The organism is Gemmiger sp. An194, from assembly GCF_002160145.1.
Classification (GTDB): Bacteria; Bacillota; Clostridia; order Oscillospirales; family Ruminococcaceae; genus Allofournierella.
The window spans coordinates 49,145-66,561 of record NZ_NFKA01000009.1 but is presented as its reverse complement, the minus strand read 5'-3'; the positions used below and the strand labels follow the sequence as shown (position 1 = coordinate 66,561).

Annotated in this window: 17 protein-coding genes and 1 riboswitch; of the genes, 11 read left to right on the top strand and 6 right to left on the bottom strand. The window is 62.1% G+C overall.

What is annotated here, in order from left to right; translation table 11 throughout:
• The first annotated feature begins 20 nt into the window (after nucleotides 1-20).
• Nucleotides 21-191: riboswitch (Lysine riboswitch) on the top strand.
• Between the two features lie 98 nt (nucleotides 192-289).
• The 3 genes from dapA to B5F28_RS07525 all read left to right on the top strand — a co-directional run bounded on the left by dapA (nucleotide 290) and on the right by B5F28_RS07525 (nucleotide 2,577).
• Nucleotides 290-1,177, top strand: a complete 888-nt coding sequence (dapA, locus tag B5F28_RS07535) for a 4-hydroxy-tetrahydrodipicolinate synthase (protein ID WP_087294887.1) — start codon at nucleotides 290-292, stop codon at nucleotides 1,175-1,177.
• 78 nt (nucleotides 1,178-1,255) lie between these two features.
• Nucleotides 1,256-1,948: a 2,3,4,5-tetrahydropyridine-2,6-dicarboxylate N-acetyltransferase gene (dapD, locus tag B5F28_RS07530; protein WP_087294886.1), complete on the top strand. Its 693-nt coding sequence runs from the start codon at nucleotides 1,256-1,258 to the stop codon at nucleotides 1,946-1,948.
• A gap of 86 nt (nucleotides 1,949-2,034) precedes the next feature.
• Nucleotides 2,035-2,577 carry a flavodoxin family protein gene (locus B5F28_RS07525; protein WP_087294884.1) on the top strand — a complete coding sequence of 181 codons (543 nt, stop codon included), beginning with the start codon at nucleotides 2,035-2,037 and terminating at the stop codon, nucleotides 2,575-2,577.
• Between the two features lie 53 nt (nucleotides 2,578-2,630).
• On the opposite strand, the gene B5F28_RS07520 is transcribed toward B5F28_RS07525, so the two are convergent.
• From B5F28_RS07520 to pyrB, 5 genes are all read right to left on the bottom strand, one after another.
• Nucleotides 2,631-3,500 (bottom strand): DegV family protein, encoded by an 870-nt coding sequence (locus tag B5F28_RS07520; RefSeq protein WP_087294969.1) that lies wholly within the window; start codon nucleotides 3,498-3,500, stop codon nucleotides 2,631-2,633.
• Nucleotides 3,501-3,674: 174 nt separating this feature from the next.
• On the bottom strand, nucleotides 3,675-4,376 hold the full coding sequence (locus tag B5F28_RS07515; protein ID WP_087294882.1) for a TVP38/TMEM64 family protein: 702 nt from the start codon (nucleotides 4,374-4,376) through the stop codon (nucleotides 3,675-3,677).
• A 33-nt stretch (nucleotides 4,377-4,409) separates the two neighbouring features.
• The gene (locus B5F28_RS07510; protein ID WP_087294880.1) at nucleotides 4,410-5,132 is read right to left on the bottom strand and encodes an RsmE family RNA methyltransferase; all 723 of its coding nucleotides are present in this window, start codon (nucleotides 5,130-5,132) and stop codon (nucleotides 4,410-4,412) included.
• 1 nt (nucleotide 5,133) lies between these two features.
• A complete protein-coding gene (prmA, locus tag B5F28_RS07505; RefSeq protein WP_087294878.1) occupies nucleotides 5,134-6,057 on the bottom strand; it encodes a 50S ribosomal protein L11 methyltransferase in 924 nt (307 codons plus the stop codon).
• A gap of 123 nt (nucleotides 6,058-6,180) precedes the next feature.
• The gene (gene pyrB / locus B5F28_RS07500) at nucleotides 6,181-7,248 is read right to left on the bottom strand and encodes an aspartate carbamoyltransferase (RefSeq protein WP_087294876.1); all 1,068 of its coding nucleotides are present in this window, start codon (nucleotides 7,246-7,248) and stop codon (nucleotides 6,181-6,183) included.
• Between the two features lie 155 nt (nucleotides 7,249-7,403).
• Between pyrB and spoVAC the strand changes: the two genes are divergently transcribed.
• The 5 genes from spoVAC (at nucleotide 7,404) to B5F28_RS14880 (ending at nucleotide 13,044) form a co-directional block, all read left to right on the top strand.
• Complete coding sequence (gene spoVAC / locus B5F28_RS07495; protein WP_087294874.1) at nucleotides 7,404-7,850, top strand: stage V sporulation protein AC; 447 nt, start codon at nucleotides 7,404-7,406, stop codon at nucleotides 7,848-7,850.
• An 18-nt stretch (nucleotides 7,851-7,868) separates the two neighbouring features.
• On the top strand, nucleotides 7,869-8,894 hold the full coding sequence (locus B5F28_RS07490; protein WP_087294871.1) for a beta-ketoacyl-[acyl-carrier-protein] synthase family protein: 1,026 nt from the start codon (nucleotides 7,869-7,871) through the stop codon (nucleotides 8,892-8,894).
• Nucleotides 8,891-9,247, top strand: coding sequence for a stage V sporulation protein AE (spoVAE, locus tag B5F28_RS07485; RefSeq protein WP_087294869.1), 357 nt, complete (start codon nucleotides 8,891-8,893; stop codon nucleotides 9,245-9,247). Before B5F28_RS07490 ends, spoVAE begins: the two co-directional genes overlap by 4 nt.
• A gap of 189 nt (nucleotides 9,248-9,436) precedes the next feature.
• A complete protein-coding gene (locus B5F28_RS07480; protein ID WP_087294867.1) occupies nucleotides 9,437-11,059 on the top strand; it encodes a Na/Pi cotransporter family protein in 1,623 nt (540 codons plus the stop codon).
• 152 nt (nucleotides 11,060-11,211) lie between these two features.
• Complete coding sequence (locus B5F28_RS14880) at nucleotides 11,212-13,044, top strand: leucine-rich repeat domain-containing protein (protein ID WP_143424710.1); 1,833 nt, start codon at nucleotides 11,212-11,214, stop codon at nucleotides 13,042-13,044.
• Between the two features lie 121 nt (nucleotides 13,045-13,165).
• On the opposite strand, the gene rpsT is transcribed toward B5F28_RS14880, so the two are convergent.
• The gene (gene rpsT, locus B5F28_RS07470) at nucleotides 13,166-13,429 is read right to left on the bottom strand and encodes a 30S ribosomal protein S20 (RefSeq protein ID WP_058963370.1); all 264 of its coding nucleotides are present in this window, start codon (nucleotides 13,427-13,429) and stop codon (nucleotides 13,166-13,168) included.
• Nucleotides 13,430-13,609: 180 nt separating this feature from the next.
• Between rpsT and gpr the strand changes: the two genes are divergently transcribed.
• From gpr to asnS, 3 genes are all read left to right on the top strand, one after another.
• Complete coding sequence (gene gpr / locus B5F28_RS07465) at nucleotides 13,610-14,416, top strand: GPR endopeptidase (RefSeq protein WP_087294864.1); 807 nt, start codon at nucleotides 13,610-13,612, stop codon at nucleotides 14,414-14,416.
• Between the two features lie 69 nt (nucleotides 14,417-14,485).
• Entirely contained in the window at nucleotides 14,486-15,637 is a 1,152-nt protein-coding gene (gene spoIIP / locus B5F28_RS07460; RefSeq protein WP_087294862.1) for a stage II sporulation protein P, read from the top strand.
• 364 nt (nucleotides 15,638-16,001) lie between these two features.
• Nucleotides 16,002-17,387 (top strand): asparagine--tRNA ligase, encoded by a 1,386-nt coding sequence (gene asnS / locus B5F28_RS07455; protein ID WP_087294860.1) that lies wholly within the window; start codon nucleotides 16,002-16,004, stop codon nucleotides 17,385-17,387.
• The last annotated feature ends 30 nt before the right edge of the window (nucleotides 17,388-17,417 follow it).

Below are 17,417 nucleotides of genomic sequence, written 5' to 3'. Positions count from 1 at the left end.
ATAGCGTGCTATGATGCAGATATATGGATAGAGGCGCGGGTGCGATGAACCCCACAGGAGCCGGCAGGTGCAGATCGTGGGGCGGGGCAAGCCCGCCGAATTGGCGCAGCCGGGCGCGGCGGTGCCGATGGGGCCCCGGGGAATACCCGCGGCACTGTCCGCGGAAGGACCGCGGGGGCGCTATCTTACCTGTAAGCGGTGGTATTGTCCACGCGCCGGTAAGGCCGCAGCGCCTTTCCGGCGCGTTTTTTGTTGTTCGTAAGTTTAAGGATAGAGAGGAGCAGCCGTTATGACCGCAAAGAATCTGAAGGGCTCCATTGTGGCCCTCATTACCCCCTTCCACGAGGATGGAAGCGTTAATTTTGAAAAACTGGCCCAGCTGGTGGACTTTCACCTGGAAAACGGCACTGATGGTTTGCTGATCCTGGGCACCACCGGTGAGAGCTCGGCCATGAGCCACGAGGAGGACGACGCGGTCTGCGAATTCGTGGTCAAGCGGGTGGCCGGCCGGGTGCCGGTGATCGCGGGCAGCGGCTCCAACTGCACCCAGACCATGCTGGAAAAGAGCCTGAGCTTTGAAAAGCTGGGTGCGGATGCCCTGCTGCTCATTACTCCCTATTACAACAAGACCAATGAGGAGGGCATGTACAACCACTTCAAGACGGTGGCGGACGCGGTGCATATCCCCTGCATCCTGTACAATGTGCCCGGCCGTACCGGCTGCGGCATCTCCGAGGATGTGGTGCGCCGTCTGTCCACCCATCCCAACATCATGGGCATCAAGGAGGCCTCCGGCAACCTGAGCTACACCGCCAAGATCGCCCGCTATGTGAATGAGGATTTCGCCCTCTATTCCGGCAACGACGATATGGTCCTGCCCATCCTGTCGCTGGGCGGCAGCGGTGTGATCTCGGTGCTGGCCAACATCCTGCCCCGCCAGACTCACGATATGGTCATGGACTACCTGAACGGCGACCGGGACAAGGCGCTCCAGGCGCAGCTGGGCCTGCTGGATGTGATCAACGGCCTGTTCCTGGAGGTCAACCCCATTCCCGTGAAGGAGGCCATGAACCAGATGGGCATGGAGGTGGGCGGCTACCGCCAGCCTCTGGGCCCCATGGGCGAGGCCGCCAAGGCCAAGCTGGCCGTTGCGCTGAAGGCTGCCGGCCTGGTCTGAGCACAGGGGTTTGAAAAACGGCCGGGAATGTGGCATAATAGAACGGCAAAAACAAAGCAACAAGGTGGGAAAAGAAACGTGAACGCAGAACAGATCATTCAGTACATTGCAAACGCCGAGAAGAAGACCCCGGTGAAGATCACCATCCAGGAAAAGGAGCCCCTGAACTACGGCTCCGCCAAGGTGTTCGGCACCGGTGCCAAGATCGTATTTGGCGACTGGAAGGAGCTTGGCCCCATTCTGGAGGCCAATGCCGATAAGATCGAGGACATGGTGGTGGAAAACGATTGCCGCAATTCGGCCATTCCCCTGCTGGACCTGAAGGGCATCAACGCCCGCATCGAGCCGGGCGCCATCATCCGCGAGCAGGTGGAGATCGGCGACGCGGCGGTGATTATGATGGGCGCTATCATCAACATCGGCGCCATCATCGGCGAGGGCACCATGATCGATATGGGCGCTGTGCTGGGCGGCCGTGCCACCGTGGGCAAGCACTGCCACGTGGGCGCGGGTGCGGTGCTGGCCGGTGTGATCGAGCCCGCCAGCGCAAAGCCGGTGATCCTGGAGGACGATGTGCTGGTAGGTGCCAACGCGGTGGTCATCGAGGGTGTGCACGTGGGCGAAGGCGCAGTGATTGCCGCCGGCAGTGTGGTCATCGAGGACGTGCCTGCGGGCGCGGTGGTGGCCGGTGTTCCCGCCCGGGTCATCAAGCAGAAGGATGAAAAAACCACCCAGAAAACCGCTCTGCAGGACGCGCTGCGTACTCTGTAAGCCAAAGGCCCGGCAGCGCCAGGCCTTTTTGATGGATCAACTTTTTGTATAATCAAGCGAACAATATACAGGAAAGGGAGATCAAAATGAAACAGGGGGTTTTGGTCATCAGCGCCAGCCTGCGGCTGGGCAGCAATTCCCATGCGCTGGCCGAGCAGTTTGCCGAGGGTGCGCGGCAGGCGGGCCATGAGGTGGAGCTGGTGAGCCTGCGGGACAAAGACATCCGGTTCTGTAAGGGCTGCACTGCCTGCCAGAAAACCGGCAGCTGCGTGATTCGGGACGATGTGGCTCCGCTGCTGGAAAAGCTGCGCGCTGCCCAGGTGGTGGCCTTTGCCACGCCCATCTATTATTACGAGCTGTGCGGCCAGCTGAAAACCTTCCTGGACCGCACCGAGCCGCTGTATGGGCGGGAAAACGCCTTCCGAGAGGTGTATCTGCTCAGTGCGGCTGCCGAAACCGAGGACTTTGTGCCCAAGCGTGCGGAAAGCGGCATCCAGGGCTGGATCAACTGCTTTGAAAATCTGGAGCTGGTGGGTACTGTCTTCGCGGGCGGTGTGCAGGGGCCTGGCGAGATGACCGGCCACCCGGCACTGGAACAGGCCCGGGCCATGGGCGCGGCCATCCAATAAAAAGTAAGCGGGCGGGATCATTCGATCCCGCCCGCTTGTTTGTTTTGGAAAAATTATCGCTTGTCCGCCCGGAAGAACAGGGCGACGGTACCAGGGCCGGAATGGGCGCCGATTACCGGGCCGATGGTGGAGATGCACACCCGCTTTACGCCCAGGGCGGCGATCTTGTCGGCCACATAGCGGCAGTCCTCCAGGCAGTCGCCGTGGCTCACAAAGACCACCTGCTCGCTGCGGTCGTAGGTGCTGGCGGCAAAGTGCTTGACCAGAGCGTCCAGGCTGGCCTTGCGCCCGCGCACCTTTTCCATGGGGATCAGCTTGCCTTCTTCATCCACATGCAGTACCGGCTTGATGCCCAGCAGGGTGCCGGCCACCGCCGCGGCGCCGCTTACGCGGCCGCCCCGCTTCAGGAACATCAAGTCATCCACCGTGAACCAGGCGCAGATGGACTGGCGGTTTTCCACAAACCAGTCCGCCACCTCACGCAGGCTCTTTCCCTCGTTTTTCAGGCAGGCGGCATAATACACCGCCAGGCCCTCGCCCATGCTGGCCTGCAGGGTATCGATCACCTCGATGGTGCGCTCGGGGAACTGCTCCCGCAGATCCTCAGCAGCCAGACGGGCGGAATTGAAGGTGCCGGAAAGGCCGCTGGAGAAGGCCAGGTACAGAATGTCCTTTCCCTGCTCCAGCACCGGGGTGAAGGCATCCAGAAAATCCGCCTGGTTGATCTGGCTGGTGGTGCTCACCTCACCGGCCCGCAGCCGGTCGTAGAATTCCTTGGGGGAAAGCTCCCGGTTATCGGGGTAATTGCGGTAATTTTTGCCGCCCAGCGTAAAGGTCAGGGGCATTACCTCCACCTGCATCTCCTGCACCAGCTCCACCGACAGATCGGTGGTGGAATCGGTGAACAACACATATTCTGCCATGAAAAACCACTCCATTTCCTGTTTGCGGGCTCCTGCCCGCTTGTGACACTGCCCGTAGAAGATACAGGGCGAGGAATCACTGTTAAAAAAATTGTAGCACACAATGGCCGGAATTTCCAGCGTTGCCAAAAAACGAACCCGCCGCGGCATTTGCCGCGGCGGGTGAAAATGGATTCAGGTTTCTTTTCGGCGGTGGAGCCAGTTCAGAATGCGCTGCTCACCGTACAGACAGACAAGGCCCAGTGCGCCCATGACCACAAAGATCACGATGGGCACCAGTATACCACCGCCTGCCAGGCTACTGCCGGCCACCGTGCTGGTGACCACACTGGGGATGCGCGCCAGGGTGCAGATGAAGAAGAATTCCCCCGGCTTCACCGGCAGAAAGGGGCCGATGTAGGTGAGCATATCCTTGGGGGTGCCGGGCAGGAAAAACAACAGATACAGCGCCCGCCGCGCCCACTGCTCGTCCTGCAAAAAGCGGTACTTGTGAAAGGCCTGGGCAGGCACGGCCTTTGCGCCCAGCACCTTCATGGCTGCATAGATGAACATGCTGCCCAGCAAAATGCCCGCCAGACAGATGAGCAGGCCGCCCACCGGGCCGAACAAGGCACCGGCCATCAGCTCCACCGGCTCGCCGGGAAGCACGGCCACCACCACCTGCAGAATCTGCAGCGCCAGAAATACCAGAATGCCCCAGATCCCCTTGCTCTGTACCCAGCCGATGAACTGGTCCCGGGCAGCCTGACTGGTCAGAATGGCCCAAAGCTGGTCCCGGAACGCCAGCACGGCCGCGCCGCCTGCCAGGCAGACCAGCAGCAGAGCTGCGGCCGCGGCCCAGCGGCGGGCACGGGGGGATGCAAGGGGGTGGTTCATAGCGCAAAGATCTCCTTTCGCAAGGAATGGGAATTACTCCAGATCGCCGGTCAGGGTCATCACTGCGGCCAGGGCGGCAATGGGCGCGGTCTCACACCGCAGAATGCGGGGGCCAAGGCCTACGGGAGTGGCACCCGCGTCGATGAGCGCCTGGGCCTCCTCCTCCGAGAAGCCGCCCTCCGCCCCGGTGATCAGGGCGATGCGGCCGCCTTCAGCGGGCACGCACTGACGCAGCGGCCGGCCGCCCTTTTCGTAGAAAAAGAGCACCGCGTCAAATTCACAAAAGCGCCCGGGCAGCTGGCTGATATTCATCGGCAGCTCCACCTCGGGCAGAATGCCCCGGCCGCACTGCTTGGCAGCCTCGGCGGCAATGCGGGCGTAGCGCTGGTTCTTCTGGTCCTCCTTTTTGGGGGTCACCACGCAGAACCGGCTGAAGAAGGGCACGATGCGCTCGGCGCCCAGCTCCACCGACTTCTGCAGAATCAGCTCCAGCTTATCCTGCTTGGGGTAGCCCGCGAAGACGGTGACCTTTGCCTTTGGCTCGGCGGTGCAGGGCCGCTTGCCGGAAACGGTGAGGGTTACCTCATCCGGCTCGATGGCGGTGATCACGCCGTCGTAGTCAAAGCCTGCCCCGTCGCACAGAATCACCTGTTCGCCGGTTTTTGCCCGCATCACCTTGCCCAGGTGGTGGGCATCCGTCCCGGTGATCCAGGCAGTGTCGCCGTTGATCTCACTGGTAAAATAGCGGTGCGGCATCTCAGGCTTCGCCCCCGTTTTTGCACAGGATGGCCACCCAGCCGTTCTGCTCGCGCACCTCGACCACGTTCAGACCGGCGGCGCGCAGGCCCTCCACCACCTCGTCCCGGCGGGTATCGATCACGCCGCTGGCGATGAAGGTGGCGCCGGGCGCCATCAGGGCGGGCACATGGGGGGCCAGACTCAGGATGGCGTTGGCCACGATGTTGGCGGTGATGATGTTGTAGGTACCGGTGGCCTTGTCGGACAGATCGCCGATCAGCACCTTCAGCTTGTCGTCCACCCCGTTCAGGGCGGCATTCTCACCGGCGGTGCGCACGCACATGGGGTCGATGTCCACACCCTCGGCGCTTACTGCGCCCAGCTTCAGGGCGGCAATGGCCAGAATACCGCTGCCGGTGCCGATGTCCAGCATCCGCTCGCCGCCCTTCACCAGGCCGTCCAGAACCTCCAGGCAGAGGGCGGTGGTCTCGTGGGTGCCGGTGCCGAAGGCCATGCCCGGGTCCAGCTTGATGACCACACGGTCGGTGTCAAACTCCTCCCAGCTGGGCACGATGGCCAGATGCTGGCCGATGGTCAGGGCGTGGTAATAGGCCTTCCAGCCATTCTCCCAGTCGTCCTGCTCCACGCCCTCGGCGGCCAGAGTGTAATCCACCTCGGCGGCGGCCAGTCGGCTGCGGACCAACTCCACCACCTCGGCGGGGTTCTCGTCCGGCGCCAGATACAGATGCACGATCACCTTGGTGCGGTCCTTGTCCAGCAGGTCCTGCTCGATCAGGTCCACATGGGCGATCTGCTCCACCTGGGTCTCCAGGTCGGAATAGTCCTCAATGTAGATGCCGCCGCCGGAGATTCCGGTGGCGATGGCCTCGGCGGTATCTGCCTGGGCCTTGGGTACGGTAATGCGAATGTCGGTCCACTGCATAGATCAAAACCTCAGTTTCTTATATATAGTATTCTATATTATAGCATTTTTTATGGCCGGTTCGTGAACAGCCCATGAAAAAATACGCCTGCCCGGCCAGGCCAGGCAGGCGAAACGGGGCGGTCAGCCCTGATATTCATGCTCGCAGTACACGCAGCGGCATACGCCCTTCTCGTTGCGGGTGTACAGCCGGGGCAGAGAGGATTCCACCTGGGTGATGCAGTGGGGGTTCTGGCAGTCGCCCAGCACCTCGGTATGCTCCGGGATCACCGGATTGTCGGTCTCGCTTTCCAGCATGGTGAGAATCAGCGCCATGCGCACGAAGCGGCCGAAGTTTGCCTGCTCGAAGTAAGCGGCGCGGGGGTCGTCGTCCACCTCGGTGGCGATCTCGTTGACCCGGGGCAGCGGATGCATCACAATCATGTCCGGCTTTGCCAGCGCCATCTTGGCGGCATCCAGGATGTAGCGGTCCCGCAGGCGCAGGTATTCCTCCTGGTCCGCGAAGCGCTCGCCCTGCACGCGGGTCATGTAGAGCACATCCACCTCGCCGATGGCATCCTCCAGATTTTCCACCTCACGGATGGGGAAGCCGGCAGCGGCCATGTCATCCCGGATGTAGCTGGGGATCATCAGCTCCTTGGGGCTGATCAGCACGAACCGGATGCCCTCGTAGCGCATCATAGCCCGGATCAGGCTGTGCACCGTGCGGCCGAACTTCAGATCGCCGCACAGGCCGATGGTCAGATTGTTCAGCCGGCCCTTCAGCCGATGGATGGTGAGCAGGTCGGTGAGGGTCTGGGTGGGATGCTGGTGGCCGCCGTCACCCGCGTTGATCAGCGGGCACTTGATCTTGGCGGCTGCTGCGGTGGCCGCGCCCTCACGGGGATGGCGCATGGCAATGATATCCGCATAGCACTGGACCACGCGGGCGGTGTCGGCCACAGTTTCGCCCTTGGCGGCACTGGAGGAATTGGCCGAAGAAAAACCCAACACCTTGCCGCCCAGCCGAAGCATTGCGGATTCGAAGCTCAGGCGGGTGCGGGTGCTGGGTTCAAAAAACAGGGTGGCCAGGATCTTGCCGTCACATTTGTGGGCGTAGGCGGCGGGGTCGTCGATGATGCGGTCGGCCAGAGCAAGCAGCTGGTCGATCTCGGCGGTGGAAAGATCCAACGGACTGATCAGTTTCTTCACAAGGTAGTCCCCCTTTGTTATTATCGTTCCTATTCTACACCAGTCGGCGGACACTGACAATAGTCAATCCTTAATTTTGCCGCCCTCTGACGAATACCCTTCCCGGGCTGCGGAAATACTACCGGCAAGACCATTTGAAAAAGGAGAAGTTTACCATGAAGATCACGCCCCGGGAATACGACGAAATGAACCGGCGGGCCAGCCCCCACTCCAAGCTGGGAAAGGACTGCCTGTGGTCGTTCTTTGTGGGCGGCAGCATCTGCCTGGTGGGCGAGGTGCTGCGGCGGGCGTATCTGGCAAAGGGCTTTGTGCTCAGCGATGCCTCCGCCATGACCAGCGTGACCCTGATTCTGTTCAGCGCGGTGCTCACCTCGCTGGGCTGGTATCAGAAGATAGCCACAAAGGCCGGGGCGGGCACGCTGGTGCCCATCACAGGCTTTGCCAACTCGGTGGTGAGCAGCGCCATGGAATACCGGTCCGAGGGCTTTGTGCCCGGTGTGGGGGCCAAGATGTTCCTGATCGCCGGGCCGGTGGTGGTTTACGGACTGGCCGCCAGCGCAGTGTGGGGCCTTGTTTACCACCTGCTGCGGCCATTTATATAAGGGGAAGGAATGAGGAGCATGACAAACGCCGTGCGTACCGGCGATACCATCCGCTTTCGGGACCCGCCCTGTATCTCCGCCTTTGCCGCCGTGGGCGGAAAGCGGGAGAGCGAGGGTCCGCTGGCGGCAAAATTCGATCTGCTGTTTGAGGAGAACACGCTGGGAGAGCTCACCTGGGAAAAGGCCGAGAGCCGCCTGCAGCGCTATTGCCTGGACCTGGCGCTGAAAAAGGGGCACTGCAGCCCCCAGATGCCGGATCTGGTACTGGGAGGCGATTTGCAGAACCAGTGCACCGCCACCGGTTACACCATGCGGGAGCTGGACGCGCCCTTTGCCGGGCTATATGGTGCCTGCAGTACCATGGCCGAGGCGGTGGGCCTGGCCGCCTGCCTGGCAGCGGGCGGCTGTGTTTCGCGGGCAGCGGCGCTGGCCAGCAGCCATTTCTGTGCGGCGGAACGGCAGTTCCGCACTCCCCTCACCTACGGAGGCAAGCGCACCCCCACCTCTCAGTGGACCGCCACCGCGGCGGGCTGCTGCCTGGTGGAGCCCCGGGGTCCGGGCCCCTATGTGCGGGCGGTGACCTTCGGTCGGGTGCGGGACTACGAGGTCTGCGACATCAACAATATGGGGGCGGCCATGGCTCCCGCTGCCGCCGAGACCATCCTGCGCTACTGTGAGGACACCGGCTGCGCGCCCTCTCAGTTTGACGCGGTGTATACCGGTGATCTGGGCATCGTGGGCACCCGTCTTTTGAAGGAGCTGCTGGAAAAGGAGGATGTGGACCTGAAAAATCACCGGGACTGCGGCCTTACGTTATATGATGTGCAGCATCAGGATGTGCAGGCCGGCGGCAGCGGCGCAGGCTGCTCGGCTAGTGTGCTGTGCACCAGTGTGCTGCCCGCCCTGCAAAAGGGAGAGCTGAAGCGGGTGCTGTTCCTTTCCACCGGGGCGCTGATGAGCCAGATCACCTTTTTACAGGGCGAAAGCATCCCCGGTGTGGCCCACCTGGTGGAGCTGAGTGCCGGAAGGGAGGAAACAGAGTGAGTTATCTGTGGGCGTTTCTGGTGGGCGGTTTGCTGTGTGTCATCGGGCAGATACTCATCGATCTGACCAGTCTGACCCCTGCCCGGATTCTGGTGACCTATGTGGTGAGCGGGGTGGTGCTGTCCGCCCTGGGATTATACGGCCCGTTGGTGGAGCTGGCGGGGGCGGGAGCCACGGTGCCCCTCACCGGCTTCGGGCATCTGCTGGCCCAGGGAGTGATCGATGCGGTGGACCGGATGGGGCTGCTGGGCATTCTGGCCGGGGGCTTTACGGCGGCCGGGGCCGGGGTGACTGCCAGTCTGATCTGCGGTGTGGCGGCCGCGGCGCTGGGCCATCCCCACGACCAGAACTGACGATTGTGCAAAGAAATCCCGCTTTTTTGCACCGGAATGAAAAATCTATGTAAAGTTTTGCCCCGGTCTGTTGACCGGGGCTTTTCATTTACGGTATTTATATTATGGACCCATAAAATCTAAGTAAAATTTAAGAAACAGCGAAACGGGCGCGGAAGGATACCGGCCCGAAAAGCAGGAGGAAAAATCATGCAGCTTGCAAATGTTCTGAGCCTTCTGGGAGGCCTTGCGCTCTTCCTCTACGGCATGCACATGATGAGCAGCGGCCTGGAGGCCGCAGCCGGCAACCGGATGAAGAGCATTCTGGAAAAGCTCACCGCCAACCGTTTTCTGGGCGTTGCGGTGGGTGCGGGCATCACCGCGGTAATCCAGTCGTCCAGCGCAACCACGGTCATGGTGGTTGGTTTCGTAAACAGTGGTCTGATGAGCCTGCGCCAGGCGGTGTGGATCATCATGGGTGCCAACATCGGTACCACCATCACCGGCCAGCTGATCGCTCTGGATGTGGGCGCGCTGGCGCCGCTCATGGCCTTTGCGGGCGTGGCGCTGGTGGTGTTCTTCAAGAACCCCAAGCTGCACAACTACGGCAGCATCGTGGCCGGTCTGGGCGTGCTGTTCATCGGTATGGACATGATGAGCGCCGCCATGAAGCCTCTGGCCGATGAACCTGCCTTCGTTTCCCTGATGACCCGCTTTGAGAACCCGATCCTGGGCATTCTGGCGGGCGCGGCATTCACCGCTCTGATTCAGTCATCTTCCGCCAGTGTGGGCATTCTGCAGGCGCTGGCCGCCAGCGGTGCGATCAGCTTCTCCAGCGCGGTGTTCGTGCTGTTCGGTCAGAACATCGGTACCTGCATCACCGCGGTGCTGGCCAGCATCGGCACCAGCCGCAATGCCAAGCGCACCACTCTGATCCACCTGATGTTCAACATCATCGGTACCATCATCTTCACTATCGTGTGCGTGCTGTTCCCGCTGCCCGCTCTGGTGGCATCGTTCACGCCGGAGAATATCCCCAGCCAGATCGCCAACATGCACACCCTGTTCAACATCGTAACCACTCTGCTGCTGCTGCCTCTGGGCACTCAGATGGCCGCACTGACCGAGCGCATCCTGCCGGAACCTGCCGAGAAGACCGAAGAGGAGAAGCGCGAGATGATGGGTCTTGCCTATCTGGACAAGACCACTCTGGGCTCCTCCGCTGTATGGCTGGGCAAGCTGCAGCAGGAGCTGGGCCGCATGCTGGATCTGGCCAGCGAAAACGTGGACGCTGCCTTCCAGGCCGTCATCAGCGGGCCGGACGAGAGCACCGAAAAGGCCATTCGCACCGAAGAACTGGTGGACCTGCTCAACAAGGAGATCAGCCAGTATGTGGCCAAGGCTATGGTGCGCGAGACCAACGCCGAGGACTCGGCAGCGGTGGCCTCCGGCTTCCGCATTGCGGGCAACATCGAGCGCATCAGCGACCATGCCATGAACATTCTGGGCTATGGCCAGCGACTGGAAAAGGAAAACATCCAGCTGTCTGACGAGGCGCTGAAGGAGCTGATGGAGATGCGCACCGTCTGCGCCAAGGCGCTGCGCTACCTGCACGGCCATTCCCGGCTGGACAATGCCGCCAAGCTGGAGCAGACCATCGACGACATGACCACCCGCTTCCGGGAGAATCACATGCGCCGCATGAAGAACGGCGAGTGCAGCGACGAGGGCTGCATCCTCTATTCCGAGATCCTCACCGACTTCGAGCGTGTGGGCGACCATGTGCTGAACATCGCCCAGGAGCTGAGCTGCACCGCGCAGGCACTGGCATAAACCAAACAAAATGAAAAAAGGCCATCCCCGGCAAAATACCGGGGATGGCCTTTTTTGCTGCAATGGTTGGGCAGACAACCGCATTCCAGAGCAAAAGGGCGTAGCATGAAAGATGCAAACCATCCCATATGATTCTGGAAATGAGGTAATATATGAAGGGTTTTCCAACAACCAAACTCCGCCGCCGGATCGCGGCATTGGCCCTGGCAGCGGCGCTGCTGGCCGTCCCCGCCGGAGCGGCATCCGAAGAAAGTATGCTGACGGCCGGTGCGTCAACCCTTACCCAGGTGCAGGGCGAGGTGCCGCTGGAGGCCTCGGTTTTTCCCGATCCGGCATTTTTAACGTACGTGAGCAGTCTGGATGCAGATTCCAGCGGCGGCCTTTCGGCCGCGGAGCGGGAGCAGGTAGTTCGCATGGACATACGCAACCGGGGGATTGCATCCCTGCAGGGGCTGGAGCAGTTTCCGAACCTGGAATATCTGAACTGCAACAACAACGCACTCACCTCTCTGGACCTGGCAATGGTGCCGAAGCTGCAGACGCTGTTCTGCAACGACAACAGCCTGAGCGAGCTGGAAACCTCCGGTGCGCCGGAGCTGCGAATTCTGCATTGCCACGCAAACCGGCTGACCAGCCTGGATGTGAGCGGAAATCCGGCGCTGAGCGATCTGGCCTGCGGCGACAACCCCATTCAGGAGCTGGACCTGAGCGCCAATCAAAATCTGGAGTATTTCACCTATCTGGGCGGACCGTTGACCCGCCTGGAGCTGGGGCAAAACGAGGCAATGATCTACCTGTGGGTGGGTTATACCCCCATGACAGAGATCGATATGGGCGGGCTGCCCAATCTGCAGACGGTGGGCCTGGAGCACAATGAGTTCACCTTTCTGGACCTGAGCGGCAACCCGCAGGTGATTGACCTGCTGGCCGGAGAAAACCGGCTGCTGGGCATCGAGATGGGCAAAGCCACCCCCACGGCCGATCTGAGCAACCAGCGCCCGGTGGCGATCCATCTGCCCGCAGGAGCCGACCACTATGACCTTGCCAGCCTGGGGCTTCCCCTGCAGCTGGAGGAGATCAGCGGTATGACCGGCGCCCGGCTGGAAGGCGATGAGCTGTATGACATCGCAGGCGAAGGCACAGTGGATTATGTGTACACCGAAGAAGGGGCTGCGTTGACCGCGCATTTACAGTTTGACTGGACCGGGGCACCTCTGCCTACTGCCACCCCGGAGCCTACGACTACGCCTGAGCCCACGGCCACACCGAAGCCCACGGCAACGCCAGAGCCTTCGGCCACACCGAAGCCCACGGCCACGCCAGAGCCTTCGGCCACACCGAAGCCCACAGCCACGCCAGAGCCTTCGGCCACACCGAAGCCCACAGCCACGCCAGAGCCTTCGGCTACACCGGAGCCCACAGCCACGCCAGAGCCTTCGGCTACACCGGAGCCCACAGCCACGCCAGAGCCCACGGCAACGCCTGAGCCTACGGCGACACCGGAGCCCACGGCCACACCAGAGCCCACGGCAACGCCGGAGCCTTCGGTCACACCGAAGCCCACAGCTACGCCCGAGCCCACGGCCACGCCGAAGCCTACGACTACGCCTGAGCCCACGGCCACACCGAAGCCCACAGCCACAGCAAAGCCTGCAATGCCCCAAAAACCCACTGCAGTGCCGGTTATTCCACCGGCAGCACAGCCGCCGTCCACCCCGTTAAACGGAGGGACCCTTCTCCCCGGAGAAACATCTCCCACTCCGCTGCCCACGGCCGCGCCGACTGTACAGCCGACTGCATCGCCCGTGCCGGAGCAAAGCCCTACCCCCACGCAGGAACCTGTGCCGGAAACGGAGAAGCAGGAAAAGGGCTGGGCCTGGTGGCTGCTGCTTCTGCTGTTGATTCTTTTGATCGCAGCCGCGGTATTCGCCATCCGTCGTGCACTGGCTGAGGAAGAGACGGCAAATCAGGAAGAAAACAAGTGATTGAGGAGTTACTGTAACAGAAAAATACGCCCGCCGGGAATTCCCGGCGGGCGTATTATTTGCAAAAAGCAAAAACAAAAGGCCCGCTCAAAATGAGCTGGCCCTTCTGTTTTGTCGAAAATCAAGCATTCGCCTTGTTAGCGCGCTTCGCCATACGGCTGATCTTGCGGGAAGCAGTGTTCTTGTGCAGTACACCCTTGCTCTTAGCCTTATCAATAGCGGAGATAGCAGCAACAACGACGGCTTCCTTATCAGCTGCATTCGCAGCGATGGCAGCGTCTGCCTTCTTCACGACTGTTTTCAGGTTGGACTTAATCGCCTTGTTGTGAAGGGCTTCCTTCTTGGACTGAACGACACGATCCTTCTGCGATTTAATGTTAGGCATTCGTACCACCTCCTTGTCACCCATAACAGTGCAATTTATGATAGCACATTTAAGCGGGCGTTGCAAGCCTTTTTTCATACTTTTTTCGGAGAATTTTTTGAAAATCACCGGCCAACACTGAAAAAAGACCGGCCGCGGGCAGAATTTTCCCTCCGTGGCCGCAAAAAAGGAGGAACAAGCATGAACATATACACCGACATGGCCGACGAGCTGTTTCGTCCGGGTAAGGGCACGGTGCCTCCCGGTGTGCAGGTGCGCACCGCCAGCAGCGGGCCCATCCGGCTGACAAGGGTGCAGATCACCCGGCAGGGGCTGGCCCGCCCTGCGGGGCGCTATTCCACTCTGGAGACCCCCAGCCTGGCTGCGCTGGATAAACGGGACGAGCGACTGATCAGCGCGGTGGCGGCTGAGCTGCGGGCCATGCTGCCCGCAACAGGGCTGGTGCTGGTGGTGGGCGTGGGCAACCGGCGGGTCACGGTGGACGCGCTGGGCCCCCGCACCGCCGCGGGGGTACTGGTGACCCGGGGCATGGCCGCGGACGCGCGTGCCGAGGGCCTGAGCCTGCGGGAGGTGGTGTGTGTAAGCCCGGGGGCCTCCGGGGCCACCGGCATCCCGCTTGCCCAGCTGCTGGCGGGGCTGGTGCGCACCCTGAAGCCCGCCGCCATCCTCTGTGTGGACAGCCTGTGCACCTCCGACCCGGCCCGGCTGGGGCGCACCATTCAGATCAGTGACACCGGCCTTTCCCCTGCCCGGCCGGATTCCGGCCGCTGCATCACCCGGGCCATGCTGGGGGTACCGGTGCTGGCGGTGGGTGTGCCCACCCTGATGGAGGCGGACGGATGTATGGAGAAGGGCAAGGGTCTCATTCTCACCTGCCGCCAGCTGGACGGCGTGATCCGCAGCGGCGCTGAGCTGCTCAGTGCCGCCATCAACAAGGCGCTGCAGCCCTCGATGAGCATTGCCGAGTTGTGCTATCTTGCCAATTGAAAAGGCATAACCCGCCCGCCCGGGTGCATATGCTTTGAGCAGGACTCAAAACGGAAAGGGGGCGGCGGCATGGGTCGATCGAGCTGGCTGCGCCGGTTGGGCGCGGGCGCGCTGGCGGCAGGAGTGGGCGTACTGGCCTGGAATGCCGCCGGACAGCTGGGCCCGCCCAGCGTGACCGCAAGCCTTACGGTGGCGGGCGCTGCCCTGGCGGACCCGGCGGCAGCGCTGGAGGCGGTGCGTCAGCTGGCGCAGGAGGAACCGCTCGCCCGGCCTGTTGCTGCCGAGGCCGCGCCCTCGCCGCAGCCCACCCCCGCCCCGGCGGCCCAGAGCGCCGCGCCGGAGCAGGCGGCTGCATCCGAGCCGCCGCCCGCTGTCAGCGAGCAGCCGGTGCCGCAGCCCACTGCTCAGCCCCAGCCCCGGCCGGAGAACGCAGGGCAGATCGTGACGGAACATTATGAACAGGGCGAGGGCGGGCTGTACATTCCCTGCGGAGCGGGCACCATCAAAAACTGCACCAGCCTTTCCGCCGCCCAGGTGGCGGATGCGGCTTCCCGGGGGCTGCCCTTCTCCGTTGAGCCGGGCAGCAGCGAGCCCCAGGTGCTCATCATGCACACCCACACCACCGAGACCTATGAGCTGGAGGAGAAGGACTGGTACGACCCGGAGTTTACCTGCCGCAGCACCGACCTTGCGGTGAACATGGCGGCGGTGGGTGAGGAGATCGTCGCCCAGCTGAATGCGGCGGGCATCGTGACCCTGCACGACACCACCCTTCACGATTATCCCAGCTACAACGGCAGCTACGAGCGCAGCAATGAAACCGTGCGGGCCTATCTGGAGCAATATCCCAGCATCAAGGTGGTGCTGGATGTGCACCGGGATGCCATCGAGCCCGCCAGCGGCCAGCGGGTGAGCGCGGTGGCCGAGATCGACGGCCAGACCGCCGCCCAGGTGATGATCATCTGCGGGGCGGACAACGGGGGCAACCTGCCCAACTTTCAGCAGAACCTGGCCTTTGCCGCTGCCTGGGAGAATGCCATGGAAAGCCGGTATCCGGGCCTGACACGGCCGGTGCTGTTTGATTACCGGTATTACAACCAGGACCTGACCACCGGCAGCCTGCTCATTGAGATCGGCAGTCACGGCAACACCCTGGAGCAGGCCAAATATTCCGGCCGGCTGGTGGGGCAGGCGCTGGCGGCGCTGTTTGGCGGGCAATAGGCGCGTTTGGCCGTTGACAAACCCGACCGGCGGGGGTAAAATACCAATTACAATGGCTGAGAAAAAGAAAAGTAAGCGGGAGCCCTGGCTCCAGCGAGCGCGGGATGGTGCAAGCCGCGCGCACAGGACCTGCTGAACGAACCCTTTGGAGCTGCAGCCCCAACGCCTGCCCGCCGGATTCTGGCCGGGCAACGGTCAGTAGGGTGAGCCGTGGGCGGCGCGTTAAGCCGCAGCGCTTATTTTTGAGCGTGAAAGGTGGCCGCGATCAGGCGGCAAGTTAGGTGGCACCGCGGATCCGGCAGCGATTCGTCCTAAGAAAGGACGGGATCGCTGCCGGATTTTTCATTGCTAAAGGAGAGAAAACATGAAACGCATCGACATCAAGGCGCTGTTCAGCGCACCCCCGGCGGACGGCACCACCGTGACCGTGTGCGGCTGGGCCAAGACCGTGCGGGATTCCAAGAACATCGGCTTTATTGAGCTGAGCGACGGTACCTGCTTCAAGAACCTGCAGATCGTGTTCGAGGCTGCCAAGCTGGAAAACTACAAGGAAGTGGCCAAGGCCGGCGTGGGTACCAGCATGCAGATCGTGGGCCGCGTGGTTCTGACCCCCGGCGCCAAGCAGCCTCTGGAGATCAACGCCGACAGCGTGGAGCTGCTGGATGTATGCCCCTCCGATTATCCTCTGCAGAAAAAGCGCCACAGCGTGGAGTTCCTGCGCACCATGCCCCATCTGCGTCCCCGCACCAACACCTTCGCGGCGGCCTTCCGTGTGCGCAGCACCGCGGCCTATGCCATCCACAAGTTCTTCCAGGAGAACGGCTTTGTGTATGTGCATACTCCGCTGATCACCGGCTCCGACTGTGAGGGCGCGGGCGAGATGTTCCGCGTGACCACTCTGGACCTGAACAACCTGCCCCGCACCGAGGACGGCAAGGTGGATTTCAGCCAGGATTTCTTCGGCCGCAGCACCAACCTGACCGTGTCCGGTCAGCTGGAGGGCGAGGCCATGGCTCTGGCCTTTGGTAAGATCTACACCTTTGGTCCCACCTTCCGCGCCGAGAATTCCAACACCCCCCGTCACGCCGCTGAGTTCTGGATGATCGAGCCCGAGCTGGCCTTCGCAGACCTGACCGATTACATGGACAACGCCGAGGCCATGGTGAAGTACGTGATCGGCTATGTGCTGGAGCACTGCCCCGACGAGATGGCGTTCTTCAACCAGTTCTTTGACAAGGGTCTGCTGGAGCGCCTGAACGCTCTGGTGAACGCCGATTTTGCCCGGGTCAGCTACACCGACGCGGTGGAGCTGCTCAAGGAGCACAACGACCAGTTCCAGTACAAGGTGGAATGGGGTACCGACCTGCAGACCGAGCATGAGCGTTACCTCACCGAGCAGATCTTCAAAAAGCCGGTGTTCGTGACCGATTATCCCAAGGAGATCAAGAGCTTCTACATGCGCCAGAACGAGGACGGCAAGACCGTTGCCGCGGCCGATATGCTGGTGCCCGGCGTGGGCGAGCTGATCGGCGGCAGCCAGCGTGAGGAGCGCTACGAGCTGCTGAAGGCCCGCATGGAAGAGCTGGGCATGGATTGCACCGACTACACCTGGTACATGGATCTGCGCCGTTTCGGCAGCGCCAAGCATGCCGGTTACGGTCTGGGCTTCGAGCGCCTGATCATGTACTTGACCGGTATCCCCAACATCCGCGACGTTCTGCCCTTCCCCCGCACCGCCGGCGGTTTTTGAGCGGACTCGACCGGCAGCCGGGTTCGGTAC